The organism is Nonomuraea sp. NPDC054003 (assembly GCF_055585125.1).
Genome location: NZ_JBVJKR010000001.1, coordinates 149873 through 171719 on the forward strand (window position 1 = coordinate 149873; position 21847 = coordinate 171719).

A 21847-nucleotide genomic window follows, 5' to 3' on the forward strand; every position below is an offset into this window, starting at 1 on the left:
ATATGTAAACGCAGTCGTTTGCGTATACATATTGGAGGGTTCCGATGAAGACGCTCGGCAAGATCGCGCTCGCGGTGCTCGGGCTGTTGATGGCCGCCGTGTGGCTGGTCATCCTGCGGCTGAAGGACGTGCCGCCGGTCGCGCTCGTCACGTACGGGGCCGTGCTCGTCGCGTTCCTCGGCGGCGTGCTGTGGCCGGGGCGGCTCGGGCGGCGGCGGATGCTGCTGTTCCTCGGCGTCCCGGCCGGGCTGGGCACGCTGGCCCTGTACTTCGCGGTCGTGTTCTACGTCACCGACGCGCCGGTGCTGCTCGGAGCCGTGGCCGTGGCGTGCCTGCTGGCGGCGCTCGCGGGCGCGGTCCGGCGCGGGCGCGGCGGGGCGGGGCCGTCGAGGCGCGCCCTGCTGACGGGTGGGGCGGGGATCCTGCTGGGCGTGCTGGCCGGGCTTTCCACCGGCCCGGTCGCCCGCCACCGGAGCGAGATCGAGGCCAGATGGCGGCGCGAGACGCAGGCGGCGCTGCGCGCGCCCGGGGCGCGGCGGCCCGTCGCCGACGGCAAGGTGCGGGTGTTCCCGCTGCACGTCGGCGACACGGTCGTGCCGTACGGCCAGTTCTACGGCGGGCTCGACGGGTGGGAGGGGCTTCCCGGTTACGTCCGCACGCTGGTGGACAAGGCGCAGATCACGGTGCCGGTCCACGCGTACCTGATCGATCACCCGCGACACGGGCTCATGCTGGTCGACACGGGCGTCAACTGGGCGCAGGCCCACGATCATGACGGGTACTATCGGCACAACCTCGCCTCGCGCCTGCTGACCGAGCGGAACGAATACCGGCTGACCCCGGAGCAGGACCTGCGGGTGCGGGTGGCCCGCCTCGGCTACGACCTCAAGGACGTCACCACCGTGTTCCTCACCCACGTGCACGAGGACCACGCCGGCGGTCTCCGTCACCTGGCGCACGCCCGCGTGGTGCTGGACCGGCGCGACTGGGAGCAGGGCACGCTCTACGCGCACACGTTCGAGGAGGTTCAGGACGCCCTGGTGTTCCCCGCGTACGGGTCCGGGCCCTTCCACGCCTTCCCCGAGAGCCACGACCACTTCGGCGACGGCAGCGTCGTCCTGCTGCCCACGCCCGGTCACTCGCCCGGCCACCTGTGCGTGGCGCTGCGCATGGACGGCGGCACCGCGCTGTTCCTGGGCGACACCCTCTACACGCTGCCGCACCTGGCGGTCGGCCAGGTGCGGCAGATGACGGTCGGCGGGCAGGCCACCGCCGACCAGCTGGAGGCCGCCGAGCGGGTGCGGCGCACGCTGGCCGCCGACCCCGCCATGGCGCCGCTGTTCGCGCACGACAACACGGCCTACCAGACCGAGGCGGTCGCCACCGCCTTCCGCGAGGGGCTGCCGGAAGCGGACGGGTTCCGGCGGCTGCGCGACCACCTCGGCGGCGTGCTCACTCCTGACTGGCGGCTGCGGCCTGGGCACGCCCCGGCCTTCGCGCCGGGCGAGGGCGTGGGGCGGGTGGAGTTCCGGTGACGGGCGGCGGGCGTCCCCGCGGCAGGCCGCGCGATCCGGGGGCCGACGACCTGATCATGAAGGCGGCGCTGGAGCTGTTCGCCGAGCGCGGCCTGGAGGGCGCGAACTTCGAGCAGATCGCCAAGCGCGCCGGCGTGGCCAAGGTGACCGTCTACCGGCGCTGGTCGTCCAAGGAGGAGCTGCTCGTCCAGGCCATCGAGCGGGCCCGCACGGTCGCGCCCGAGGAGGAGATCTGGGCCGGCGCCGACGTCCCCGAGCAGGACGGGCGGCTGATGGACTCGTGGGCGACCACGTTCGGCGACGCCCGCTTCCGCGCCGTGCTGGCCCAGCTCATCGGGTCGAGCGTGACCCATCCTTCGCTGCTGGAGACGTACCGCGAGACCTACATCGAGCCGCGGCGGCGGCTCGTCCTGGAGACGCTGGAGCGCGCCCGGCGCGACGGTCGGCTGGCCGCCGGCGCCGACGTGGAGGCGGCCGTCGACATGGTGGTGGGCGCGGCCATGTACCGCATGCTCGTCGGCCCCCGCGACGACGACACCCGCCGCTACCTGGAGCGCGTCATCCGCCAGGCCGGCCTGTCGCCCGGGGATCAGTAGCGGCGGCGCATGCCGAACGTCTTCCCGAGACGGAAGCCGCCCGGCAGGCGGAGCGTGACGTGACGGCGGCCGTCCGGCGAGGTGGACACGCGGAAGCGGCGGTTGCCGACGCTGTGCCCGACGCCGCGCCGCGACAGGTTCACCCGGAAGGGTCCCACCTTGATCGACTTACGGTAGTGCCAGCCCATGTCTCTCCTCCGGCTCCGGATCGTCTATCGGAAGAACGACCGGGGAGCCGGTGAGGGTTCCCGTCAGTCGGCCACCGGGAGCCAGACGCGCATGGTGGCGGGGCCGCGGTTGCCCCAGCGGTGGTACGGGATCAGCCGCAGCGCCGCCGCCGGGCCGCCGTTCCATCCGTGGGGACGGTCGCGGTACGGCCACGGCCCCGCCGGGGAGGCGCCGAGCACCGCCTCGGTCTCCAGCTCGACCACCTCGCCGCGGGCGTGCTCGGTCAGCGGGGCGCCCGGCCGGACGGCCACCTCGGCGAGCGGCGGCTCGTCCCCGACGGACTCGGCGCAGTACACCAGCGGCCCCCGTTCGACGGTGACGCAGCCGCGCAGGGCGTCGATCCGCCGGTCGGGGTAGGTCCAGCGGGGTTCCATCGGCAGCTCCAGCACGAGCGCGTCACCGGCCCGCCACTCCCTCTCCGCGTCCGCGTACCCGGGCGCGACCGTGCGGGTCTCGCGGGTGTCCGGGGAGGCGGCGGCCTCCTGGTACGCGAGCGTCGCCGAGGAGGCCCAGGCCGGGACGCGCAGCGAGATCCGGCCCGCCCCGCCCTCCAGCACCCGTACGGTCACCGTGCCGTCCCACGGATAGCCGGTCTCCACCCGCAGCCGCAGGTCACCGTGGCTGATCTCGCCCGGCGTGTACTGGTGGATCCGCACCCCGTCCGCGCCGGACGTCGCCAGGTAGGCGGGCAGCGAGGCCAGCGTGCGGGCGACGTTGTTCGGGCAGCAGGACACGTCGAACCAGGGGGAGCGCAGCCCGCCCTCGGCGGCGTGGTTGACGCCGTCGTGCGGCACCGCGGGCACCCGCACCTGCAGGGGGTTGGCGTAGAAGAACGACCGGCCGTCCAGCGCGACGCCGGTGGCGAGCATGTTGTACAGCGTCCGCTCGGTCAGGTCGGCGTAGCGGACGTCGCCGGTGGCCAGCAGCAGCCGGTGCGCCAGCATGATCGAGGCGATGCTCGCGCAGGTCTCGTTGTAGGCCCGGTCCGGCGGCAGCTCGTAGTCCTCGCCGAACGACTCGTCCTGGTGCCGCGACCCCATGCCGCCGGTCAGGTGGGTGCGGCGGGCGACCGTACGCTCCCACTGCGCCTCGACAGCCTTCAGCAACTCCTCGTCGCCGGTCTCGACGGCCACGTCCACCACGCCCGAGGCCAGGTAGAGCGCCCGCACGACGTGCCCGCGGAACACCTGCGCCTGCCGGACCGGCACGTCGTCCTGGAAGTAGCCGCGGCCGAACGGGATGTCGGCGAGCGCGGGCAGGCCGCGTCGCTCCACGAAGCGCCGGGCCATCTCCAGGTAGCGTTCGACCCCGGTGACCCGGTAGAGCTCGACGAGCGCCATCTCGATCACGGGGTGCCCGCACGTCTCCGTGCCCTCCATGAACCGGCGGCAGACGTGGTCGGCGGCCCGCGTCGCCACCCGCGTCAGCCGGTCCTCGCCGTGCATGCGCAGCCGGGCGACGCCGGCCTGGATGAGGTGGCCGTAGCAGTAGAGCTCGTGGCCCCACTCCAGATCGGTGTAGCGGCTGCCCGACCAGCGGGTGTTGATGTAGCCGTCGCCTTCCTGGACCCGGGCCACGGTCTCGGCCAGCTCGGGCAGGTCCGGATGGTCCGCCCAGGCCATGGCCTCCAGCAGCTTGTAGATCTCCGAGTCGCTGAACTCCCGGCCCCGCCGCGGGCCTTCGCCGCGGAAGTTGCCGATCCAGCCTTCGCGTTCCTCCCACTCCCTGCAGTGCGCGATGGTGACCTCGCGGTTGAGCGCCACCCGGTCGCCCCAGAAACCGGGCGAGATCCGTACCGCGTCGAGGCCGAGGGGAGACAGCACGCCCGAGGAGGGCAGGACAGGGTTAGCCACGCAGAGCTCCTGACATGAATCCGCGCACGTAGTGGCGCTGCAGCACGATGAACAGGATGAGACAGGGGACGGCCATGACCATGACGCCGGCCTGGAGCATGCCGTAGTCGATCGCGCCCATGGTGCGCGAGGTCATGCTGACCACGGCCACCGGCAGGGTGAACGAGGCGCCGTCGTTGAGCAGGATGAGCGGCGCGAAGAAGTCGTTCCACGAGGCGAGGAACGCGAACAGGCCCACGGTGATCAGCGCCGGCCGCACGGCGTGCAGCAGGATCCTGGTGAACGCCAGGAACGTGCCGCACCCGTCCACCAGCGCCGCCTCCTCCAGCTCGCGCGGGATCGCCTCGAACGCGTTGCGCATCATGAACAGCGCGAACGGGAGCTGGAACATGACGAACACCAGCGAGAGCCCGACCAGCGAGTTCTGCAGCCCGAGATAGCCGAGCAGCACGTACAGCGGGATGAGGATCGTCGCGTACGGCACCATGAGGATGGCCAGCGTGGCCAGGAACAGCAGGTTCTTGCCGGGGAAGTCGAAGCGGGCGAAGGCGTAGCCGCCCAGCGCCGACACGACCAGCGTGCCGCCGACGGTCATGACGGCGACGAGCACGCTGTTGGCGGCGTAGGTGCCGACGCCCTCGCCGTAGGCGGCCATCTCGACGTAGTTGGACGGTTCCTCCAGCGAGGCGTAGCCGCTCCACAGCAGCGGGAACAGGAACAGCACCGCCAGCGCCGACAAGGTCGTGTAGTACCTCATCTGAGCCTCCGCATCATCAGGACGTTCAGCCCGACCAGCGCGACCAGCAGCACCACCGACATGGCCGCGGCGCCGCCGAGGTCGAAGCGGAAGAACGCGGCGCGGTAGATCACCATCACCATCGACACGGTGCTGTTGTCCGGGCCGCCGTTGGTGAAGATGAAGAACTGGTCGAAGGCGAGCAGGGAGCCGGTGATGCTGAGGATCAGCATCAGCGCGAGCGTCGGGCGCAGCAGCGGCAGCGTGATGCGGGTGAAGATCTGCCACCGGTTGGCGCCGTCGCTCCTGGCCGCCTCGTACACCTCGGTCGGGATCGCCTGCAGGCCGGTCAGCAGGATCAGCATGTTGAACCCGGCGAAGCGCCACAGCACCAGCGCGATCGTGGAGAACAGCGCCATGTTCGGGGTGCCGGTCCACTTGACCGGCTCGTCGGTGACGCCCAGCGCGCGCAGCATCGGGTCGATCGGGCCGAAGTCGGCGTTCAGCATGCCGTAGAACAGCAGCGAGGTGGCGGCGAAGCCGACCGCGCCCGGCAGGAAGAACGCGGTGCGGAAGAACCCGACCCCCGGCCTGCTCTCCTGCACGAGCAGCGCCAGGCCGAGCGCGACCGCCGACAGCAGCACCGTGATGATCACGGTGTACTTGAGCGTGAAGAAGACCGAGTCCACGAAGAGCGCGTTGTCGGCGATCTTCGTGTAGTTGTCCGGCGCGTTGAACGTCGCCTGCCCCAGCAGGGGCCAGCGGTTCAGCGACATCCACAGCACCAGCAGCAGCGGCGCGATGAACAGGACGGCCACGATGACGGCGGTGGGCATGGCGTACAGCCATCCCTGGGCCTTGCGGCCGCGCCACCATGAGACGGGCGGCGCGCCGTGCCCCGCCCGTCCCCTGGGCCCGCGGACGGTCAACGTCATTGCTGCAGGGACTTCGTGACCTCGGCGTTCAGCTCGCCCGCCTTGGCGGCGTCACCGAACACCGCCTCGCGGGCCAGCCGCAGCCACGGCCCCTGCGGGTCGTTGAACGTCTGCCCGAAACGCAGCGCGTACGGCGTCTCGCCCTTGCCGACCAGCGAGTTGATCAGCACCACGCGCGGGTCCTCGGCCGAGTACTTGTTGTCGGCCAGGTCGGTACGCGCGACCACGTCCTTGTTCTTGGCCATGACCTCGACCTGCGCCTCGTCCGAGACGGTCCAGGACAGGAACTCCCAGGCGGCGTCGGCGTTCTGCGAGGTGGAGGAGATGCCGATCGAGTCGCCGCCGACGAAGGTGGACTCGCCGCCGTCGGGGCCGGCGATGGCGGTGACGCCGATCTTCATGTCCGCCGGCATCATGCCGAGCGTGGTCGAGGGCATCGGCATGACGCCGATCTCGCCCTTCGGGAAGAAGCCGGTCCAGGTCGGGCCCTGCTCCTCCTTGGTGGTGGGGCCGGTGGCGCCCTTCTCGTGCAGCTCGCGGTAGATCCTGAAGACGTCGGTCATCGCCGGCTGGTCGTTGAGCGACTCGGTGCCCTCCGCGTTCATCACCTGGGCGCCGGCCGCCCAGACCGAGGGCCAGAAGGTGAACACGTAGCAGCCGCCGCAGTTGCCGCCGAAGAACGTGCCGTGCACCTTGCCGTCCTTGCCGAGCTTCTCCTGGACGGTGGTGGCGTGCTGGGCGAACTCCTTGAGCGTCTTCGGCCCCTGCTCGGGGTCCAGCCCGGCCTTCTCGTACAGGTCCTTGTTCCAGAACCAGACCGAAAGGTCGAGCGTGTGCGGCAGCGTGTACTGGCGGCCGTCCTGGGTGCCGAGCTTCATGTGGGACGGGGCCAGGCCGTCCTTGAACGGCAGGGCGGCGATCCGGTCGCTGATGTCCAGGAACAGGCCCTGCGAGGTGTAGTTCGGCACGAAGATGACGTCGGCGGCGAACACGTCGGGCAGCTGCTTGGCGCCCGCGGCGGCGGCGATGCGCGGCTGGTAGTTGTCCGTCGGGATGACCGTCAGCTTCACCTGGTTCTTGTGGCTGCTGTTGTACGCCTTGACCAGCCGCTCGCTCTGCGCCTGGGTGGCGGCTCTGGTCCACATGGTGATCGTCACGGGCTCGTCGGCGGGCTGCTGCCCGCCTCCGCCCCCACCCCCGCCACAGGCGGCGGTGAGCGTTAACAACGCGAGGGTGGCCATTCCGGCCAGCCGTCGTCTCATGGTGACTCCTTCGGTCCCCGCGGACTAAAAGGTTTTCGGAAACGTAGAAGAAACCTCAGGCCATGTCAACGGTGTTAGGGTCTTCTCTAGCTGATCGGTGAGAGAAAAGGGTTTCGAGAGATGGCGGTTAGGCGGGCGACCATCAACGACGTGGCCTCGCTGGCGGGGGTGTCGGTCGCCACGGCGTCCAAGGCGCTCAACGGGCGGCAGGACGTGCGGGCCTCCACCCGGCAGCGGGTGCTGGCGGCCGCGGAGGAGCTGGCGTTCCAGCCGAGCCCGCTCGCGCGCGGGCTGTTGTCCGGGCAGACCCGCACGGTGGGGCTGCTCACCTCCGACAGCGCCGGCCGGTTCAGCATCCCGGTGCTGCTCGGCGCGGAGGACGCGTTCGGCGCGGGGGAGATGGCGGTGCTGCTGTGCGACGCCCGCGGCGACGCGATCAGGGAGCAGCACCACCTGCGGGCGCTGCTGTCGCGGCGCGTCGACGGGCTGATCGTGGTGGGGGAGAGCACCGACCCGCGGCCCTCGGTGAGCAAGGACCTGCCGGTGCCGGTCGTGTACGCGTACGGGCCGTCGGAGGATCCGTCGGACGTCTCGTTCGTGCCCGACGACGTGGGCGGGGCGATGCTCGCGGTGCGCCACCTGCTCGCGCTCGGGCGGCGCCGGATCGCGCACGTCACCGGCCCCGTCGACTACAAGGCCGCGGGCGACCGCGCCGAAGGGCTGGCCGCGGCGCTCGGCGAGGCCGGGGTGGCGCAGGCCGGGGAGACGCTGTGGGGGACGTGGTCGCAGCGGTGGGGGCGGCACGCCGCCGAGATGCTGCTGACGGCGGGCCCCGAGATCGACGCGGTCTTCTGCGGCAGCGACCAGATCGCGGCCGGGTTCGTGGAGGCGGCCCGCGAGCTGGGGCGGCGGGTGCCCGACGACCTCGCGGTGGTCGGCTACGACAACTGGGAGGTGCTGGCCGCCGAGACCCGGCCGCCGCTGACGACCGTCGACCCCAGCCTGGAGCGGCTGGGGCGCACGGCGGCCCAGCACCTGTTCGCGGCGATCGGCGGCAAGGCGACGCCGGGGGTCCACAAGATGGACTGCAAGCTCGTCATCAGGGATTCCACCGCCCGGATGTGAGAGGGCGGCCCGGGCGTGTGCCCCCGCCCGGGCCGCCCGGTTCACCGGTCCCCGCCCAGCCTGATGAAGGTGACCGAGTGGGCCGGGAAGTCGTAGGCGAACGAGCGGGAGAAGCCCGTCATCCGTTGCTCCACCGGCGCGATCCGGTCCGGGTCGGCGATGGAGTTGACGTCCGAGGGCGAGCCGGTCAGCGAGGTGACCGTGGCCGTGCGCCCGACGCGCGCCCGGCCCAGGTCCACCGTGCCGCGCACGGCGGTGTCCTGCGCGTTGACGGCCTTGATCACCAGGTCGCCCGACTTCGCGTCCTTCGAGACCACCTGGTAGAGCGGCTCCACTACGGCGTGGTCGGTGAACTCGTTCACCTTCTGCCCGTCCAGCCAGAGCGTGATCTTCCGGCCGGACACCTCCACCTTCAGCCGGTAGTCGCGCCCGGTCTCGATCGTGGTGGCGGAGGTCGCGATCGACGCCTTGGCGCCGTTGACCGCCTTCTCCACCGCCGACTGGGTGTTGTTCCAGCCGCCGAGGTTCCACCAGTAGAAGTTTCCGCTGTCGCGGACCCCGAACATCACCAGGAAGCCCTCCGCCCCGCCGATCTTGCGGGCGGTCAGCTCCATCGTGTAGTTCGACCAGTCCGCCGACCCGGCGGTGGACCGGGCGTCCTCCACGAGCGCCGTCTGCGCGTACGCGCCGTCCTGGACGGCCCAGGTGCCGGCGCCGGGCCGCCACCGGGCGGAGCCAGCGGCGAAGTCGTCCTCCAGCAGGACGGTCCCGTCGGCCGCCGTGACCTTGACGTCGTCGTACCGGACCGAGGTGTTCCAGGAGCCCAGCCCGACCGCGCCGGAGATGTCCTCGACGGGCCGGTTCGTGCCCTCGAACGCGCTCGGCAGCACCGTGTCGCCGACGTTCGTGGAGAACAGCTTCTGCACGTGGTAGCTGGGCGACCCGTACGCCTCGTCGTTATCGAACCAGATGAGGTCCGGCGTCCAGTCCACGTAGTCGACGTTGGCCAGCAGCGGCGCGTACGCTGCCAGCTCCACCACGTCGGCGTTGCGCTCGATGCCGGTCAGGTAGGACGCCTCGGACAGCGCGTTGAAGAACGTGTTGCCGCGCGAGGCGTACTCGCCGACGAACACCTTCGGCCCCTCGCGGTCGTAGGAGTCGTAGCGCCGGTTGTTGGTCAGGAACCAGTCGGGGTTGTTGTAGTAGTGCTCGTCGACGAGGTCGGCCTTCTGGTCGCGGGCGAACTGCCACATCCGGTCGAACCAGGCGCCCTGCGAGGTTTGCCCCGCGTTACTGATGATCTTGATATCCGGATATTTGGCCTTTATCGCGTTCGCGAACTTCGGGTAGTTGTCGAAGAACTCCGGATAGATCTCCTCGTTGCCCAGCCCGATGTAGTCCAGCCCGAACGGCTTGGGATGCCCCAGCTCGGCCCGCTTCTTCCCCCAGGGGGAGGTGACCGGCCCGTTGGCGAACTCGATCAGGTCCAGCGTGTCCTGGACCCAGCGGTCCAGCTTGGCCGGGTCGGTCAGCGGCCGGTTCTCGCCGCAGCCGTTCACGCCCACCGACAGCACCGGCAGCGCCTCGGCCCCGAGGTCCTCGGCGAACTGGAAGTACTCGTAGAAGCCGATCCCGTAGCTCTGGTTGTAGCCCCAGAAGTTGAAGTTCGCCGGCCGCTCCTCGACCGGGCCGATCGTCTCCTTCCACTGGTAGATGCGCCGCCGGTCCTGGTTCTCGCTGTACGGGTCGTACGTGCCGACATTGGTCACGCAGCCGCCCGGGAAGCGCAGGAAGCGCGGCTCCAGGTCGGCGATCAGCCGGGCCAGGTCCTCCCGCATGCCGTTCGGCCGGTTCTTGAACGTCTCACGCGGGAACAGCGAGACCATGTCGAGATCGGTCCTGCCCTCCGGGGCCAGCAGCACGAGCCGGCCGGCGTCGGTGGTGCCGGTCGCCCTGAACGAGGTCTCGTACTTGGTCCAGCCGCCCGCCCGCACCTTGACGGCCGCCTTCCCGTACGCGTCCGAACCGCTCTCGACGGTCACCGTCACCGTGCCGGGGGTGTCGCGGCGGGCCCAGAACGACAGGTAGTAGCGCGCGCCCCGCTTCAGCGGCAGACCGGTGTTGAAGCCCGCGTTCAGCACCCCGGCCGGGCCGCCGGTCACCTCCAGGCGCAGGTAGTTGCGGTTGGCCGGGTTGAGCGGCCGCTCGCCGGAGACCGCCGCTGCGGCGGTGCCGCCGCGCTCGACCTCGCTCCACGCGGTCAGGCCGTGGTAGCTCGGCTCGTCGACCCGGTCGAACTCGAACGAACGGTTCTGCACCAGCTCGGCGTAGAGCCCGCCGTCGGCGGCGTGGTTGATGTCCTCGTAGAAGACCCCGTACAGGTCGCGGCCGACCTTCTTGCCCTTCGCCCCGGTGTCGACCGTCAGCTCGCCGGTGGTGTACCCCTCGACGCGGAACTTGCCGGGGCTGGGACCGGCCACTCCGCCGCCTCGGCCGAGCGCGAGGCCGTTCGCGCCAGGAGCGGCCACGAGTCTGCCTCCGCTGACGGCGAGGTGGCGGTCGCCGGAGGTGACCGTGACCTTGCCGCCGCCCGCGTCGGTGAGCTGGAAGGCCGACCCGGTGGCGCCCAGGCGGACCCGGCTGCCGGAGACCTCCAGGTGCTTCCCGGTGTCCGCGTCCTTGAGCTTCCCGCCCGGCTCGGCGGTCAGCGCGAGACTGGTCATCGGAGGTTTCGCCGTCGCCCGCACGGCGCCGGAGGCGTCGGCCGACAGGTACGGGTCCTCGCCCGCGTGGCGGAGCGTGAACGTGCCCTCGGGCGCCACCGGCCGGCCCTGCGCCGCCTTGACCGCGAAGTAGTCGAAGTCGGCCGCCATCGAGGTGCCGTTCTGCGCGGCCAGCGCGAACAGGCCGACCTGTCTGACGTCGATGTCGGCCGTCACCCGGGAGGCCTCCTGCCAGGTGGCGCCGTCCCAGGTGGACGAGACGAACTCGGCGCCGGTCCTGGTCAGCTTGACGATCTCGGCGGAGGAGCCCGGCCGGGCCGAGAAGGCCGCGGTGAAGGCCGCGCCGACCTCGGTGTCGGTCTCGATCACCTGCCCGCCGGCGGAGCCCACGTGGGCCAGCCCGGTCCGCACGTAGTTGTCCCAGTCCTGCCAGGCCAGGATGCCGGCGCTCTGGAAGTCGAGCGCGACCGGCGCGCGGACGCTCGTGACCACCTCGAAGTCGCCGGCGGGGATGTCCATGAGGAAGAGGTTCCTGGCCGTGTTCGTGCCCTGGTAGGTGTCGCCGGGCAGGGCGTGCACGCGCAGCGAGCCGGGCTGCTCGGTGAGCGACCACCGGCTGTCGTCGCGGGAAAGCACGGTCCAGTCGGGGCCGAGCGCGCCGGCGTCGAACTGGTCGACGGCCGCGCCGTCCGGGACCGGTTCCGCCGCCCGCGCGTGCGCCGGCGCGGTGAGCAGCCCCGCCACGAGCATGACGGCCAAGGCGAGTCGGGTCACATGGAGCTCCTCGGGGGTGAGGTCTGTTAACGCTAACAACCAAGGTTTAGCGTTAACAATGAGCAACAGCGCTTAGTTAAGGGCGCGTCCGGCGGCCCGTCAAGAGTCCGCCGCGTAACGCGACCGTAATCGAAACGATCCTTGACGGACCGGCTTGTTAACGTTCACAGTCGTCCCAAGCCCGAAAGGAGCACGGCCGTGGGAGTTGACCGAGGACGCCGCCCGCCGGTGATGGCGGACGTGGCCAAGGAGGCCGGCGTCTCCCACCAGACGGTCTCGCGCGTCCTCAACGACCATCCCAACGTGCGCACCGAGACCCGGACCCGGGTGCTGGAGGCGATCGACAAGCTGGGCTACCGCCGCAACCTCGTCGCCCGCGCGCTGGTCACCAAGCACTCCAGGACCCTGGGCGTGGTGAGCTTCGACACCACGCTCTACGGGCCGGCCAGCACGGTGTACGGCATCGAGCAGGCGGCCAGGGCGGCCGGTTACTTCATCAGCATCGTCAGCCTCAAGTCCATCGACAAGACCGGCGTCCGCGACGCCCTCGACTACCTGGCCGACCAGGGCGTCGACGGCATCGTGGTGGTCGCGCCGCAGCGGTCGGCCGCCCAGGCGCTGGCCGACCTGCCGCTCGACATCCCGGTGGTCGCGGTCGAGGGCGGCGAGGCCGGCGAGGTGCCGGTCGTCTGCGTGGACCAGGTCGAGGGCGGCAGGCTCGCCACCCAGCACCTGCTGGACCTGGGCCACGAGACCGTCTGGCACGTGCGCGGGCCGGGCGACTGGCTGGAGGCCGAGGGACGGGTCGCCGGCTGGCGGTCCGCGCTCGAACGGGCCGGCCGGGAGGCGCCCGAGCCGCTGGCCGGTGACTGGAGCCCCCGCTCCGGCTACGAGGCCGGGCGCAGCCTGGCCAGCATGGCCGGCGTCACGGCGGTCTTCGTGGCCAACGACCAGATGGCGCTGGGCGTGCTGCGGGCCTTCACGGAGAAGGGGGTGAGAGTGCCCGGCCAGGTGAGCGTCGTCGGCTTCGACGACATCCCCGAGTCGGCGTTCTTCTCGCCCCCGCTCACCACCATCAGGCAGGATTTCGGCGCGGTCGGGCGGCACAGCATCGGGGTGCTGCTGCGGCAGATCGAGGCAGGCGGACCGCAGGCAAGCGGGCGGCTCGTCGTCCCACCCATGTTCGTCCCCCGCGTCAGCACGGCCGGGCGCTGAGCCCGGCCACTTGCAGGACGGCGCTCGCACGCCCCAGGTGTTAGCGCTCACAACTCAGAAAGGACACCCCCCACGTGTTGAAGAGGATCTCGATGCTGGTCGTCGCCGGGCTCGCCGCGGCGACCCTGGCGGGATGCGGCTCCGAAAGCGGCGGCGGCTCCGAAGCGGGAGGAGGCGGCGGCGGCGACGCGATCGTCATGGGCTTCTCCCAGGTCGGCGCGGAGAGCGGCTGGCGGACCGCGAACACCAAGTCCGTCCAGGACTCGGCCAAGGAAGCCGGCATCACGCTCAAGTTCTCCGACGCCCAGCAGAAGCAGGAGAACCAGATCAAGGCGATCCGCTCCTACATCCAGCAGAAGGTGGACGTCATCGCCTTCTCGCCGGTCGTCGAGTCCGGCTGGGACACCGTGCTCAAGGAGGCCCAGGGCGCCAACATCCCGGTCATCCTGACCGACCGGGCCGTCGACTCGGCGGACACCTCCCTGTACAAGACCTTCCTCGGCTCCGACTTCGTCGAGGAGGGCAAGAAGGCCGGCCAGTGGCTGGTGGAGGAGTACAAGGACGCCTCCGACACCGTCAACATCGTCGAGCTGCAGGGCACGACCGGCTCGGCCCCGGCCAACGACCGCAAGTCGGGCTTCGCTGAGGTCATCGGCGCCGACCCGAAGTTCAAGATCATCGCTTCGCAGACCGGCGACTTCACCAGGGCCAAGGGCAAGGAGGTCATGGAGGCCTTCCTGAAGGCGCATCCGGACATCGACGTGCTCTACGCGCACAATGACGACATGGGCCTGGGTGCGATCGAGGCGATCGAGGGCGCGGGCAAGGTGCCCGGCAAGGACATCAAGATCATCACGGTCGACGCGGTCAAGGACGGGATGCAGGCGCTCGCCGACGGGAAGATCAACTACATCGTGGAGTGCTCGCCGCTGCTCGGCCCGCAGCTGATGGACCTGGCCAAGAAGGTCGTCGCCGGCGAGAGCGTACCCGCCCGCGTGGTGACGGAGGAGACCACCTTCACCCAGGAGCAGGCCAAGGAGGCCCTGCCCAGCCGGCAGTACTGATCGCTGACGACCGGGCCGGCCGCGTGGCCGGCCCGGTCGGGAAGGGAGGGGGCGCCGGATGGACGCACCCGCGCCGATCCTGCGGATGAGCGGGATCGGCAAAGAGTTCCCGGGCGTGCGCGCCCTCGACCGCGTGGACCTGCGGCTGCTGCCCGGCGAGGTGCACGCGCTCATGGGCGAGAACGGCGCGGGCAAGTCCACCCTGATCAAGGTGCTGACCGGCGTGCACACCGCCGACGAGGGCGCCGTCGAACTGGCCGGGAAACCCGTCGCCTTCGGCAGCCCGCTGGAGGCCAGGCAGGCCGGGATCAGCACCGTCTACCAGGAGGTCAACCTCTGCACGAACCTGTCGGTGGCCGAGAACATCCTCATCGGCCGCGAGCCGCGCCGCTTCGGGCGCATCGACTGGCAGCGGATGCGGGCCCGCGCCCGGGAGTTGCTGGCGCGGATGGACCTGGACCTGGACGTCTCGGCGCCGCTGTCGTCGTACTCGCTGGCCATCCAGCAGATGGTGGCCATCGCCCGCGCGCTCGACGTCGAGGCCCGCGTGCTCATCCTGGACGAGCCCACCTCCAGCCTGGACGCCGACGAGGTGGGCCAGCTCTTCCAGGTGATGCGCAGGCTCAAGGACGAGGGCATCGCCATCCTGTTCGTCACGCACTTCCTGGACCAGGTGTACGAGATCTCCGACCGGATGACGATCCTGCGCAACGGGCGGCTGGTGGGGGAGTACCTCACCCGCGAGCTCAGCCAGGTCGAGCTGGTCGCCAAGATGATCGGCCAGGAGCTGGAGGCGCTCGACAAGCTGCACGGCGAGGCGAGGAGCTTCGCCACGCCGCTGGTCGAGGCCCGCGATCTGGGCCGGCCGGGCGCGATCGAGCCGTTCACGCTGACCATCCACGAGGGCCAGGTGGTCGGGCTCGCCGGGCTGCTCGGCTCCGGCCGCACCGAGGTGGCCCGGCTGCTGTTCGGCGCCGACCACGCCGCCGGGCAGCTCTCGATCGGCGGCGAGCCGGTCACACTGCGCACGCCCAGGGCCGCGATGGGCCACAAGATCGCCTTCTGCTCGGAGAACCGCAAGCGCGACGGCCTCATCGAGGACCTCACTGTCCGCGAGAACATCGTCCTCGCCCTTCAGGCCACCCGCGGCTGGACCAGGCCGGTGCCCCGCGAGCAGCAGGACGAGCTGGTGGACAAGTACGTCAAGGCGCTGCGGATCAGCCCGCCCAACCCGGAGATCCCGGTGCGCAACCTCAGCGGCGGCAACCAGCAGAAGGTGCTGCTGGCCCGCTGGCTGATCCTGGAGCCGCGGCTGCTCATCCTCGACGAGCCCACCCGCGGCATCGACGTGGGCGCCAAGACGGAGATCCAGCGGCTGGTCGCCGAGCTGTCCGGTGGCGGCGTGGCGGTGCTGTTCATCTCCGCCGAGCTGGAGGAGGTGCTGAGGCTCAGCCACAAGGTCGCGGTGCTGCGCGACCGCCGGATGATCGCCGAGCTGCCCAACGACGACGAGCTGACCAAGGACGTGATCATGGAGACCATCGCGAGCGGAGGCAGGACCTGATGCGCCGTCTGCTCTGGCCGATCCTGGTCCTGGCCGCGCTGTTACTGGTCAACCTGATCTTCACGCCGGGCTTCTTCTCCATCCAGCTCCGCGAGGGCCACCTGTACGGGAGCCTCATCGACATCCTGCGGTTCGGCGCGCCGCTGATCCTGGTGTCGCTGGGCATGACGCTGGTCATCGCGACCGGCGGCATCGACCTGTCGGTCGGCTCGATCGTGGCCATCTCGGGGGCGCTCGCCTGCCTGCAGATCAGCCAGGACCAGGGCCTGTTCGCGGCCGTGGCGCTGGCGCTCGGCCTGTGCACGCTGCTCGGCGCCTGGAACGGGTTCCTGGTCGCGGCGGTCGGCATCCAGCCGATCATCGCCACCCTGATCCTCATGGTGGCCGGGCGCGGCCTGGCCCAGCTCATCACCGACGGGCAGATCATCACCGTCAACGACCCCGCCTTCAAGCTCATCGGCGGCGGCTACCTGCTGACGGTGCCGTTCGGCATCCTCATCGTGATCGCCGTGCTGGCGATCACCGCGTTCCTCACCCGGCGGCTGGCTCTTGGCATGCTCATCGAGTCGGTCGGCGGCAACGCGGAGGCGAGCAGGCTGGCCGGCATCCGGGCGCGCGGGATCATCGTCATGGTGTACGCGTTCGCCGCCCTGTGCGCTGGCGTGGCCGGCCTCATGATCAGCTCGAACGTGTCCAGCGCCGACGGCAACAACGCCGGCCTGTGGATCGAGCTGGACGCCATCCTGGCCGTGGTGATCGGCGGCACGTCGCTGGCCGGCGGCCGGTTCTCGCTCGGCGGCACGGTGATCGGCGCGCTGATCATCCAGACGCTGACCACCACGATCTACTCCATCGGCGTGCCGCCGGAGACCACGCTCCTGTTCAAGGCGCTCGTGGTGACCGCGGTCTGCCTGATCCAGTCGCAGGCCTTCCGCGACAAGGTGTTCCACCGGCGCGGCCGGGCCGCTCCACCCCGCCCCGTGACCGAGGAGAAAGTACGGGTGAGCACATGACGACGCTCAGCCTCGGCGGGGGCAGGACGATCCCCGCCAAGTACGTGCCGGTGCTGGTGACGGCCTGCCTGTTCGTCGCCATGTTCGTGGCGGGCGGCATCCGCTACGAGGGGTTCGCCACCGGGCAGATCGTGCTGAACGTCTTCATCGACAACGCCTTCCTGCTGATCGTGGCGGTCGGGATGACGTTCGTGATCCTCACCGGCGGCATCGACCTGTCGGTGGGCTCGGTGGTGGCGCTGTCGACGATGATCGCGGCGAGCCTGATGACCGGGCCGGGCTGGCCGCCGTACGTGGTGGTGCCGCTGGTGCTGCTCGTCGGCTCGGCCCTGGGACTGGTGATGGGCTACCTGATCCACGCCTTCGACATCCAGCCGTTCATCGTCACGCTGGCCGGGATGTTCCTGGCCAGAGGGCTCTGCTACACGATCGGCACCGAGTCCATCCCGATCACCGACCCCACGTTCACCGCGTTCGCGCAGACCAGGATCGACCTGGTCGCCGACATGTGGATCTCGCCGAGTGTGATCATCGCGGCGGTGGTGGTGCTGGTGGCCGCGTACGTGCTGCACTACACGCGGCTGGGCCGGGCGGTCTACGCCACCGGCGGCAGCGAGCAGTCGGCGCTGCTCATGGGCCTGCCCGTGGGCCGTACGAAGGTGGCGGTCTACACGATCTCCGGCTTCTGCTCGGCGCTCGGCGGCGTGGTGCTGTCGTTCTACATGCTCTCCGGGTACGGGCTGCACGCGGTCGGCATGGAACTGGACGCGATCGCGGCGGTGGTCATCGGCGGCACCCTGCTCACGGGCGGAACCGGCTTCCTGCTGGGCACCGTGCTGGGTGTGCTGGTGCTCGGCCTCATCCAGACCGTCCTCAGTTTCGAGGGCACGCTGAGCTCCTGGTGGACCAAGATCGTCATCGGCATGCTGCTGTTCGCCTTCATCCTGCTGCAGCGGTTGTTCTCGGCCCGAACACGGTCCTGACCTGCGAGGAGCGTGCATGTGAACGTTACCAGGAGGTTACGCTCAGATGTTGACACCATGGTTGTTAGCGATAACAATCCTGGTCAACGGATGCGAGTTTTGTTCTGGTTCATCCCCCCTTGTGGTGAACCGTTTCGTTCATGGGCAGCCTTGGCAACTCGCGCTGCCGTGATCTTTCAAGCGAGGAGACACACACGATGAGGTTGGGACGGATCGGAGGCGTGGTCACCGCGATCGCGCTCGCCGCCACCATGACGGCCTGCGGCTCCAGCCAGAAGACCGTCGACGCCGAGGCGTCCTCCGGCGCGGCCGACGGCAACGCCGGCGCGCTGGTCGGCGTCACCATGCCGACCAAGTCGTCGGAGCGGTGGATCCACGACGGCGACAACGTCAAGAAGCAGCTTGAGGCGCTCGGCTACCAGGTCGACCTGCAGTACGCCGAGAACGACATCCCCACCCAGGCCAACCAGATCGAGAACCAGATCACCAAGGGCGCCAAGCTCCTGATCGTGGCCTCGATCGACGGCACGGCGCTCACCTCCCAGCTCCAGCAGGCGGCGGACAACAGCATCCCGGTCATCGCCTACGACCGGCTGATCCGTAACAGCCCGAACGTCGACTACTACGCCACCTTCGACAATTTCAAGGTCGGCGTCCAGCAGGCCACCTCCCTGCTCCAGGGCCTCGGCGTGGACAAGGGCGAGAAGGGCCCGTTCAACGTCGAGCTGTTCGGCGGCTCGCCCGACGACAACAACGCCACGTTCTTCTGGAACGGCGCCATGTCGATCCTCCAGCCGAAGATCGACGACGGCACTCTCGTGGTGAAGAGCGGCCAGACCGACTTCAAGACCGCCGCGATCCTCCGCTGGGACCCGGCCACCGCGCAGCGGCGCATGGAGGACATCCTCACCAAGACCTACACCGGCGACACCAAGGTCGACGGCGTGCTCTCCCCGTACGACGGCCTGTCCATCGGCATCCTGTCGGCGCTCAAGAGCAGCGGCTACGGCACCAGCGGCCAGCCCTACCCGGTCGTGACCGGCCAGGACGCCGAGCTCGCCTCGGTCAAGTCGATCATCGCCGACGAGCAGTACTCGACGATCTTCAAGGACACCCGCAAGCTCGCCGAGACCACCGTCAAGATGGCCGACGCCGTGCTCAAGGGCCAGAAGCCCGAGGTGAACAACGAGAAGGACTACGACAACGGCAACAAGGTCGTTCCCTCGTACCTGCTCGACCCGGTGATCGTCGACAAGACCAACTACGAAGAGATCATCATCGGCGGCGACTACTACACCGAGGACCAGCTCAAGTAGGCGCCGGCGCTCCGGGGGACGGCCCGTCCCCCGGAGCCCCTGACCGAGGGGCTTCGACCATGACCGATCACATTCTGCGGATGACCGGGATCACCAAGACGTTTCCCGGCGTCAAGGCGCTCCAGGACGTCAACCTGTCCGTGCGGCGCGGCGAGATCCACGCCATCTGCGGCGAGAACGGCGCCGGCAAGTCGACGCTGATGAAGGTGCTGTCCGGCGTCTACCCGCACGGCACGTACGAGGGAGACATCCACTTCGACGGGGAGCGGTGCGCGTTCGGCGGCATCCGCGACAGCGAGCACGCCGGCATCGTCATCATCCACCAGGAGCTGGCGCTCAGCCCGCAGCTGTCGATCGCCGAGAACGTCTTCCTCGGCAACGAGCGCGCCAAGCGCGGCGTCATCGACTGGAACCGCACCAACTACGAGGCCGGCCTGCTGATGAAGCGGGTGGGCCTGCGGGAGAACCCGACCACTGTCGTCTCCGACATCGGCGTCGGCAAGCAGCAGCTCGTGGAGATCGCCAAGGCGCTGTCGAAGGAGGTGAAGCTGCTCATCCTCGACGAGCCCACCGCGGCGCTCAACGACGACGACTCCGCGCACCTGCTCGACCTGCTGCGCGGGCTGCGCGACGAGGGCATCACCTGCGTGATCATCTCCCACAAGCTGAACGAGGTCACCGCGATCGCCGACTCCGTCACGATCATCCGCGACGGCCGCACCATCGAGACGCTCGACATGGCCGCCGACGAGGTGACCGAGGACCGGATCATCTCCGGGATGGTCGGCCGCGCCCTCGACAACCGCTTCCCCCCGCACGACCCGAAGATCGGCGAGGAGGCGCTGCGCATCGAGGACTGGACCGTCCACAGCCCCAGCCAGCCAGGCCGCAAGGTCGTCGACGGCGCCTCGCTCACGCTGCGCCGCGGGGAGATCGTCGGACTGGCCGGCCTCATGGGCGCCGGGCGCACCGAGCTGGCGATGAGCGTCTTCGGCCGCACGTACGGGGTCAACATCTCCGGCAAGATCTTCAAGAACGGCCGGCCGGTCGAGATCCGCACCGTACAGGACGCGATCAGGCACGGCCTGGCCTACGCCACCGAGGACCGCAAGCGGTACGGGCTCAACCTCATCGAGGACATCAAGCGCAACGTCTCCGCCGCCGGTCTGAGCGGGCTGTCGCGGCGCGGCTGGGTGAACGAGCACGAGGAGTACGCGGTCGCCGAGCGCTTCCACAAGAGCATGAACATCAAGGCGCCCAGCGTGTCGAGCGTCGTCGGCAAGCTGAGCGGCGGCAACCAGCAGAAGGTCGTGCTCTCCAAGTGGATCCTCACCGAGCCCGACGTGCTCATCCTCGACGAGCCCACCCGGGGCATCGACGTCGGCGCCAAGTACGAGATCTACACGATCATCAACCGGCTGGCCGACGAGGGCAAGGCGGTGCTGGTGATCTCCTCGGAGCTGCCGGAGCTGCTGGGCCTGTGCGACCGCGTCTACGCGCTCTCCGAGGGGCGCATCACCGGTGAGCTGCCGCGAGGGGAAGCCACGCAGGAACGCCTCATGCAACTGATGACCCAAGCAACGACCACGGGACAGGAGTAGGTCCAGATGAGCAGCACCACGCCCGCCGCCGTGGCGGCCGGCGCCACGGGCGGCGAACCGGAAGAGCCGAAGCGGCCCGGCCGCGTCTCTCTGGGCGGACTCTCGCTCAACCTGCGGTCGAGCGGCATCTACATCGCGTTCGCGCTGATCGTCGCGCTGTTCTCGGTCCTCACCGACGGCGCGCTCCTCACGCCGCAGAACATCTCGAACATCATCGTCCAGAACTCCTACATCCTGATCCTCGCCATCGGGATGATCCTGGTCATCATCGCCGGGCACATCGACCTGTCGGTCGGCTCGGTGGTGGCGGTCACCGGCGCGATCTCGGCCGTGCTCATGGTCAACATGGGCGTGCCGTGGCCGCTGGCCCTGCTGATCACGATCGCGGCGGGCGCCCTCATCGGGGCCTGGCAGGGCTACTGGGTGGCCTACTTCGGCATCCCGGCGTTCATCGTGACGCTGGCGGGCATGCTGCTGTTCCGCGCGCTCACCCTGACCGTGCTCGGCAACCAGGGCATCGGCCCGTTCCCCGACCAGGTCCGCACCCTGGCCAACGGGTTCACCAGCGGCTATCTCGGCAACGTCGGGCTCGGCCCGCTGGGCGGCGCCGACCTGTTCAGCCTGCTGGTCGCACTGGTCGCCATCGCGGGCATGGTCGTCTCGCAGTGGCGCACCCGGACGGCCAGGGCGGGTTACGGGCAGGCCGTGGAGCCGTTCGCGGTGTTCGTGGTCAAGATGGCCGCGGGGGCCGCGCTCATCCTGTTCCTGGTCGTGCAGCTCGCCCGGTTCAAGAACCTGCCCTGGGTGCTGGTGCTGCTCGCGGTGCTGGTGCTGGGCTACTCGCTGCTGGCCAACAAGACCGTGTTCGGCCGGCAGATCTACGCGATCGGCGGCAACCTGCAGGCCGCGGTCATGTCCGGCGTCAAGGTCAAGAAGGTCGTCTTCTGGATCTTCGTCAACATGGGCGTGCTGGCGGCCATCGCCGGCGTCATCTTCGCCGGCCGGCTCAACCAGGCGGGACCCACCGCGGGCAACATGTTCGAGCTCGACGCGATCGCCGCGGCCTTCATCGGCGGCGCGGCCGTCCAGGGCGGCGTCGGCAAGGTGGTCGGGGCCATCACCGGCGGTCTCATCATGGCCGTGATCAACAACGGCATGTCCCTGATCGGCTCGCCGAGTGAGCGGGTCATGCTCGTCAAGGGCCTCGTGCTGCTGGCCGCCGTCGCCTTCGACGTGTGGACCAAGCGCCGCGCGGGCGCCGCCGCCTGATCGTCCGCCCGCTCGTCCGTACCGCTGGAAAGGAGAGACCGTGGTAGCGCCACCG

The 21847-nt window shown here is 69.9% G+C and carries 17 protein-coding genes; 11 read left to right on the top strand and 6 right to left on the bottom strand.

Annotated elements, in window-relative coordinates; all coding sequences use genetic code 11:
- The first annotated feature begins 44 nt into the window (after nt 1-44).
- Nucleotides 45-1535, top strand: a complete 1491-nt coding sequence (locus ACZ6YG_RS00555; protein ID WP_466016805.1) for an MBL fold metallo-hydrolase — start codon at nt 45-47, stop codon at nt 1533-1535.
- Nucleotides 1532-2131 (top strand): TetR/AcrR family transcriptional regulator, encoded by a 600-nt coding sequence (locus tag ACZ6YG_RS00560; protein WP_308249101.1) that lies wholly within the window; start codon nt 1532-1534, stop codon nt 2129-2131. The genes ACZ6YG_RS00555 and ACZ6YG_RS00560 overlap by 4 nt, the downstream gene beginning before the upstream one ends.
- On the opposite strand, the gene ACZ6YG_RS00565 is transcribed toward ACZ6YG_RS00560, so the two are convergent.
- The 5 genes from ACZ6YG_RS00565 to ACZ6YG_RS00585 all read right to left on the bottom strand — a co-directional run bounded on the left by ACZ6YG_RS00565 (nt 2125) and on the right by ACZ6YG_RS00585 (nt 7145).
- On the bottom strand, nt 2125-2319 hold the full coding sequence (locus tag ACZ6YG_RS00565; RefSeq protein ID WP_466016806.1) for a DUF4236 domain-containing protein: 195 nt from the start codon (nt 2317-2319) through the stop codon (nt 2125-2127). The two genes, ACZ6YG_RS00560 and ACZ6YG_RS00565, sit on opposite strands and share 7 nt — an antisense overlap.
- A gap of 63 nt (nt 2320-2382) precedes the next feature.
- Complete coding sequence (locus ACZ6YG_RS00570; protein ID WP_466016807.1) at nt 2383-4212, bottom strand: glycoside hydrolase family 127 protein; 1830 nt, start codon at nt 4210-4212, stop codon at nt 2383-2385.
- The gene (locus ACZ6YG_RS00575; RefSeq protein WP_148030066.1) at nt 4205-4969 is read right to left on the bottom strand and encodes a carbohydrate ABC transporter permease; all 765 of its coding nucleotides are present in this window, start codon (nt 4967-4969) and stop codon (nt 4205-4207) included. Before ACZ6YG_RS00575 ends, ACZ6YG_RS00570 begins: the two co-directional genes overlap by 8 nt.
- Nucleotides 4966-5883, bottom strand: coding sequence for a carbohydrate ABC transporter permease (locus ACZ6YG_RS00580; RefSeq protein ID WP_271280118.1), 918 nt, complete (start codon nt 5881-5883; stop codon nt 4966-4968). The genes ACZ6YG_RS00575 and ACZ6YG_RS00580 overlap by 4 nt, the downstream gene beginning before the upstream one ends.
- The gene (locus ACZ6YG_RS00585; protein WP_466016808.1) at nt 5880-7145 is read right to left on the bottom strand and encodes an ABC transporter substrate-binding protein; all 1266 of its coding nucleotides are present in this window, start codon (nt 7143-7145) and stop codon (nt 5880-5882) included. The genes ACZ6YG_RS00580 and ACZ6YG_RS00585 overlap by 4 nt, the downstream gene beginning before the upstream one ends.
- 120 nt (nt 7146-7265) lie before the next feature.
- On the opposite strand from ACZ6YG_RS00585, the gene ACZ6YG_RS00590 reads away from it, so the two are divergent.
- On the top strand, nt 7266-8270 hold the full coding sequence (locus ACZ6YG_RS00590; RefSeq protein ID WP_148030069.1) for a LacI family DNA-binding transcriptional regulator: 1005 nt from the start codon (nt 7266-7268) through the stop codon (nt 8268-8270).
- Nucleotides 8271-8311: 41 nt separating this feature from the next.
- On the opposite strand, the gene ACZ6YG_RS00595 is transcribed toward ACZ6YG_RS00590, so the two are convergent.
- The gene (locus ACZ6YG_RS00595) at nt 8312-11767 is read right to left on the bottom strand and encodes an alpha-L-arabinofuranosidase C-terminal domain-containing protein (RefSeq protein ID WP_466016809.1); all 3456 of its coding nucleotides are present in this window, start codon (nt 11765-11767) and stop codon (nt 8312-8314) included.
- Between the two features lie 231 nt (nt 11768-11998).
- Between ACZ6YG_RS00595 and ACZ6YG_RS00600 the strand changes: the two genes are divergently transcribed.
- The 8 genes from ACZ6YG_RS00600 to mmsB all read left to right on the top strand — a co-directional run bounded on the left by ACZ6YG_RS00600 (nt 11999) and on the right by mmsB (nt 21792).
- Nucleotides 11999-12982, top strand: coding sequence for a LacI family DNA-binding transcriptional regulator (locus tag ACZ6YG_RS00600; protein WP_148034373.1), 984 nt, complete (start codon nt 11999-12001; stop codon nt 12980-12982).
- 74 nt (nt 12983-13056) lie between these two features.
- Nucleotides 13057-14046 (top strand): ABC transporter substrate-binding protein, encoded by a 990-nt coding sequence (locus ACZ6YG_RS00605; RefSeq protein ID WP_222708856.1) that lies wholly within the window; start codon nt 13057-13059, stop codon nt 14044-14046.
- 58 nt (nt 14047-14104) lie between these two features.
- A complete protein-coding gene (locus tag ACZ6YG_RS00610; RefSeq protein ID WP_148030072.1) occupies nt 14105-15610 on the top strand; it encodes a sugar ABC transporter ATP-binding protein in 1506 nt (501 codons plus the stop codon).
- Nucleotides 15610-16623, top strand: a complete 1014-nt coding sequence (locus ACZ6YG_RS00615; protein ID WP_148030073.1) for an ABC transporter permease — start codon at nt 15610-15612, stop codon at nt 16621-16623. Before ACZ6YG_RS00610 ends, ACZ6YG_RS00615 begins: the two co-directional genes overlap by 1 nt.
- Entirely contained in the window at nt 16620-17606 is a 987-nt protein-coding gene (gene yjfF, locus ACZ6YG_RS00620) for a galactofuranose ABC transporter, permease protein YjfF (protein ID WP_148030074.1), read from the top strand. The genes ACZ6YG_RS00615 and yjfF overlap by 4 nt, the downstream gene beginning before the upstream one ends.
- Before the next feature lie 197 nt (nt 17607-17803).
- Entirely contained in the window at nt 17804-18922 is a 1119-nt protein-coding gene (gene chvE, locus ACZ6YG_RS00625) for a multiple monosaccharide ABC transporter substrate-binding protein (RefSeq protein ID WP_246640663.1), read from the top strand.
- A gap of 59 nt (nt 18923-18981) precedes the next feature.
- Nucleotides 18982-20523, top strand: a complete 1542-nt coding sequence (gene mmsA / locus ACZ6YG_RS00630; RefSeq protein ID WP_148030076.1) for a multiple monosaccharide ABC transporter ATP-binding protein — start codon at nt 18982-18984, stop codon at nt 20521-20523.
- Nucleotides 20524-20529: 6 nt separating this feature from the next.
- Entirely contained in the window at nt 20530-21792 is a 1263-nt protein-coding gene (mmsB, locus tag ACZ6YG_RS00635) for a multiple monosaccharide ABC transporter permease (protein ID WP_222708857.1), read from the top strand.
- The last annotated feature ends 55 nt before the right edge of the window (nt 21793-21847 follow it).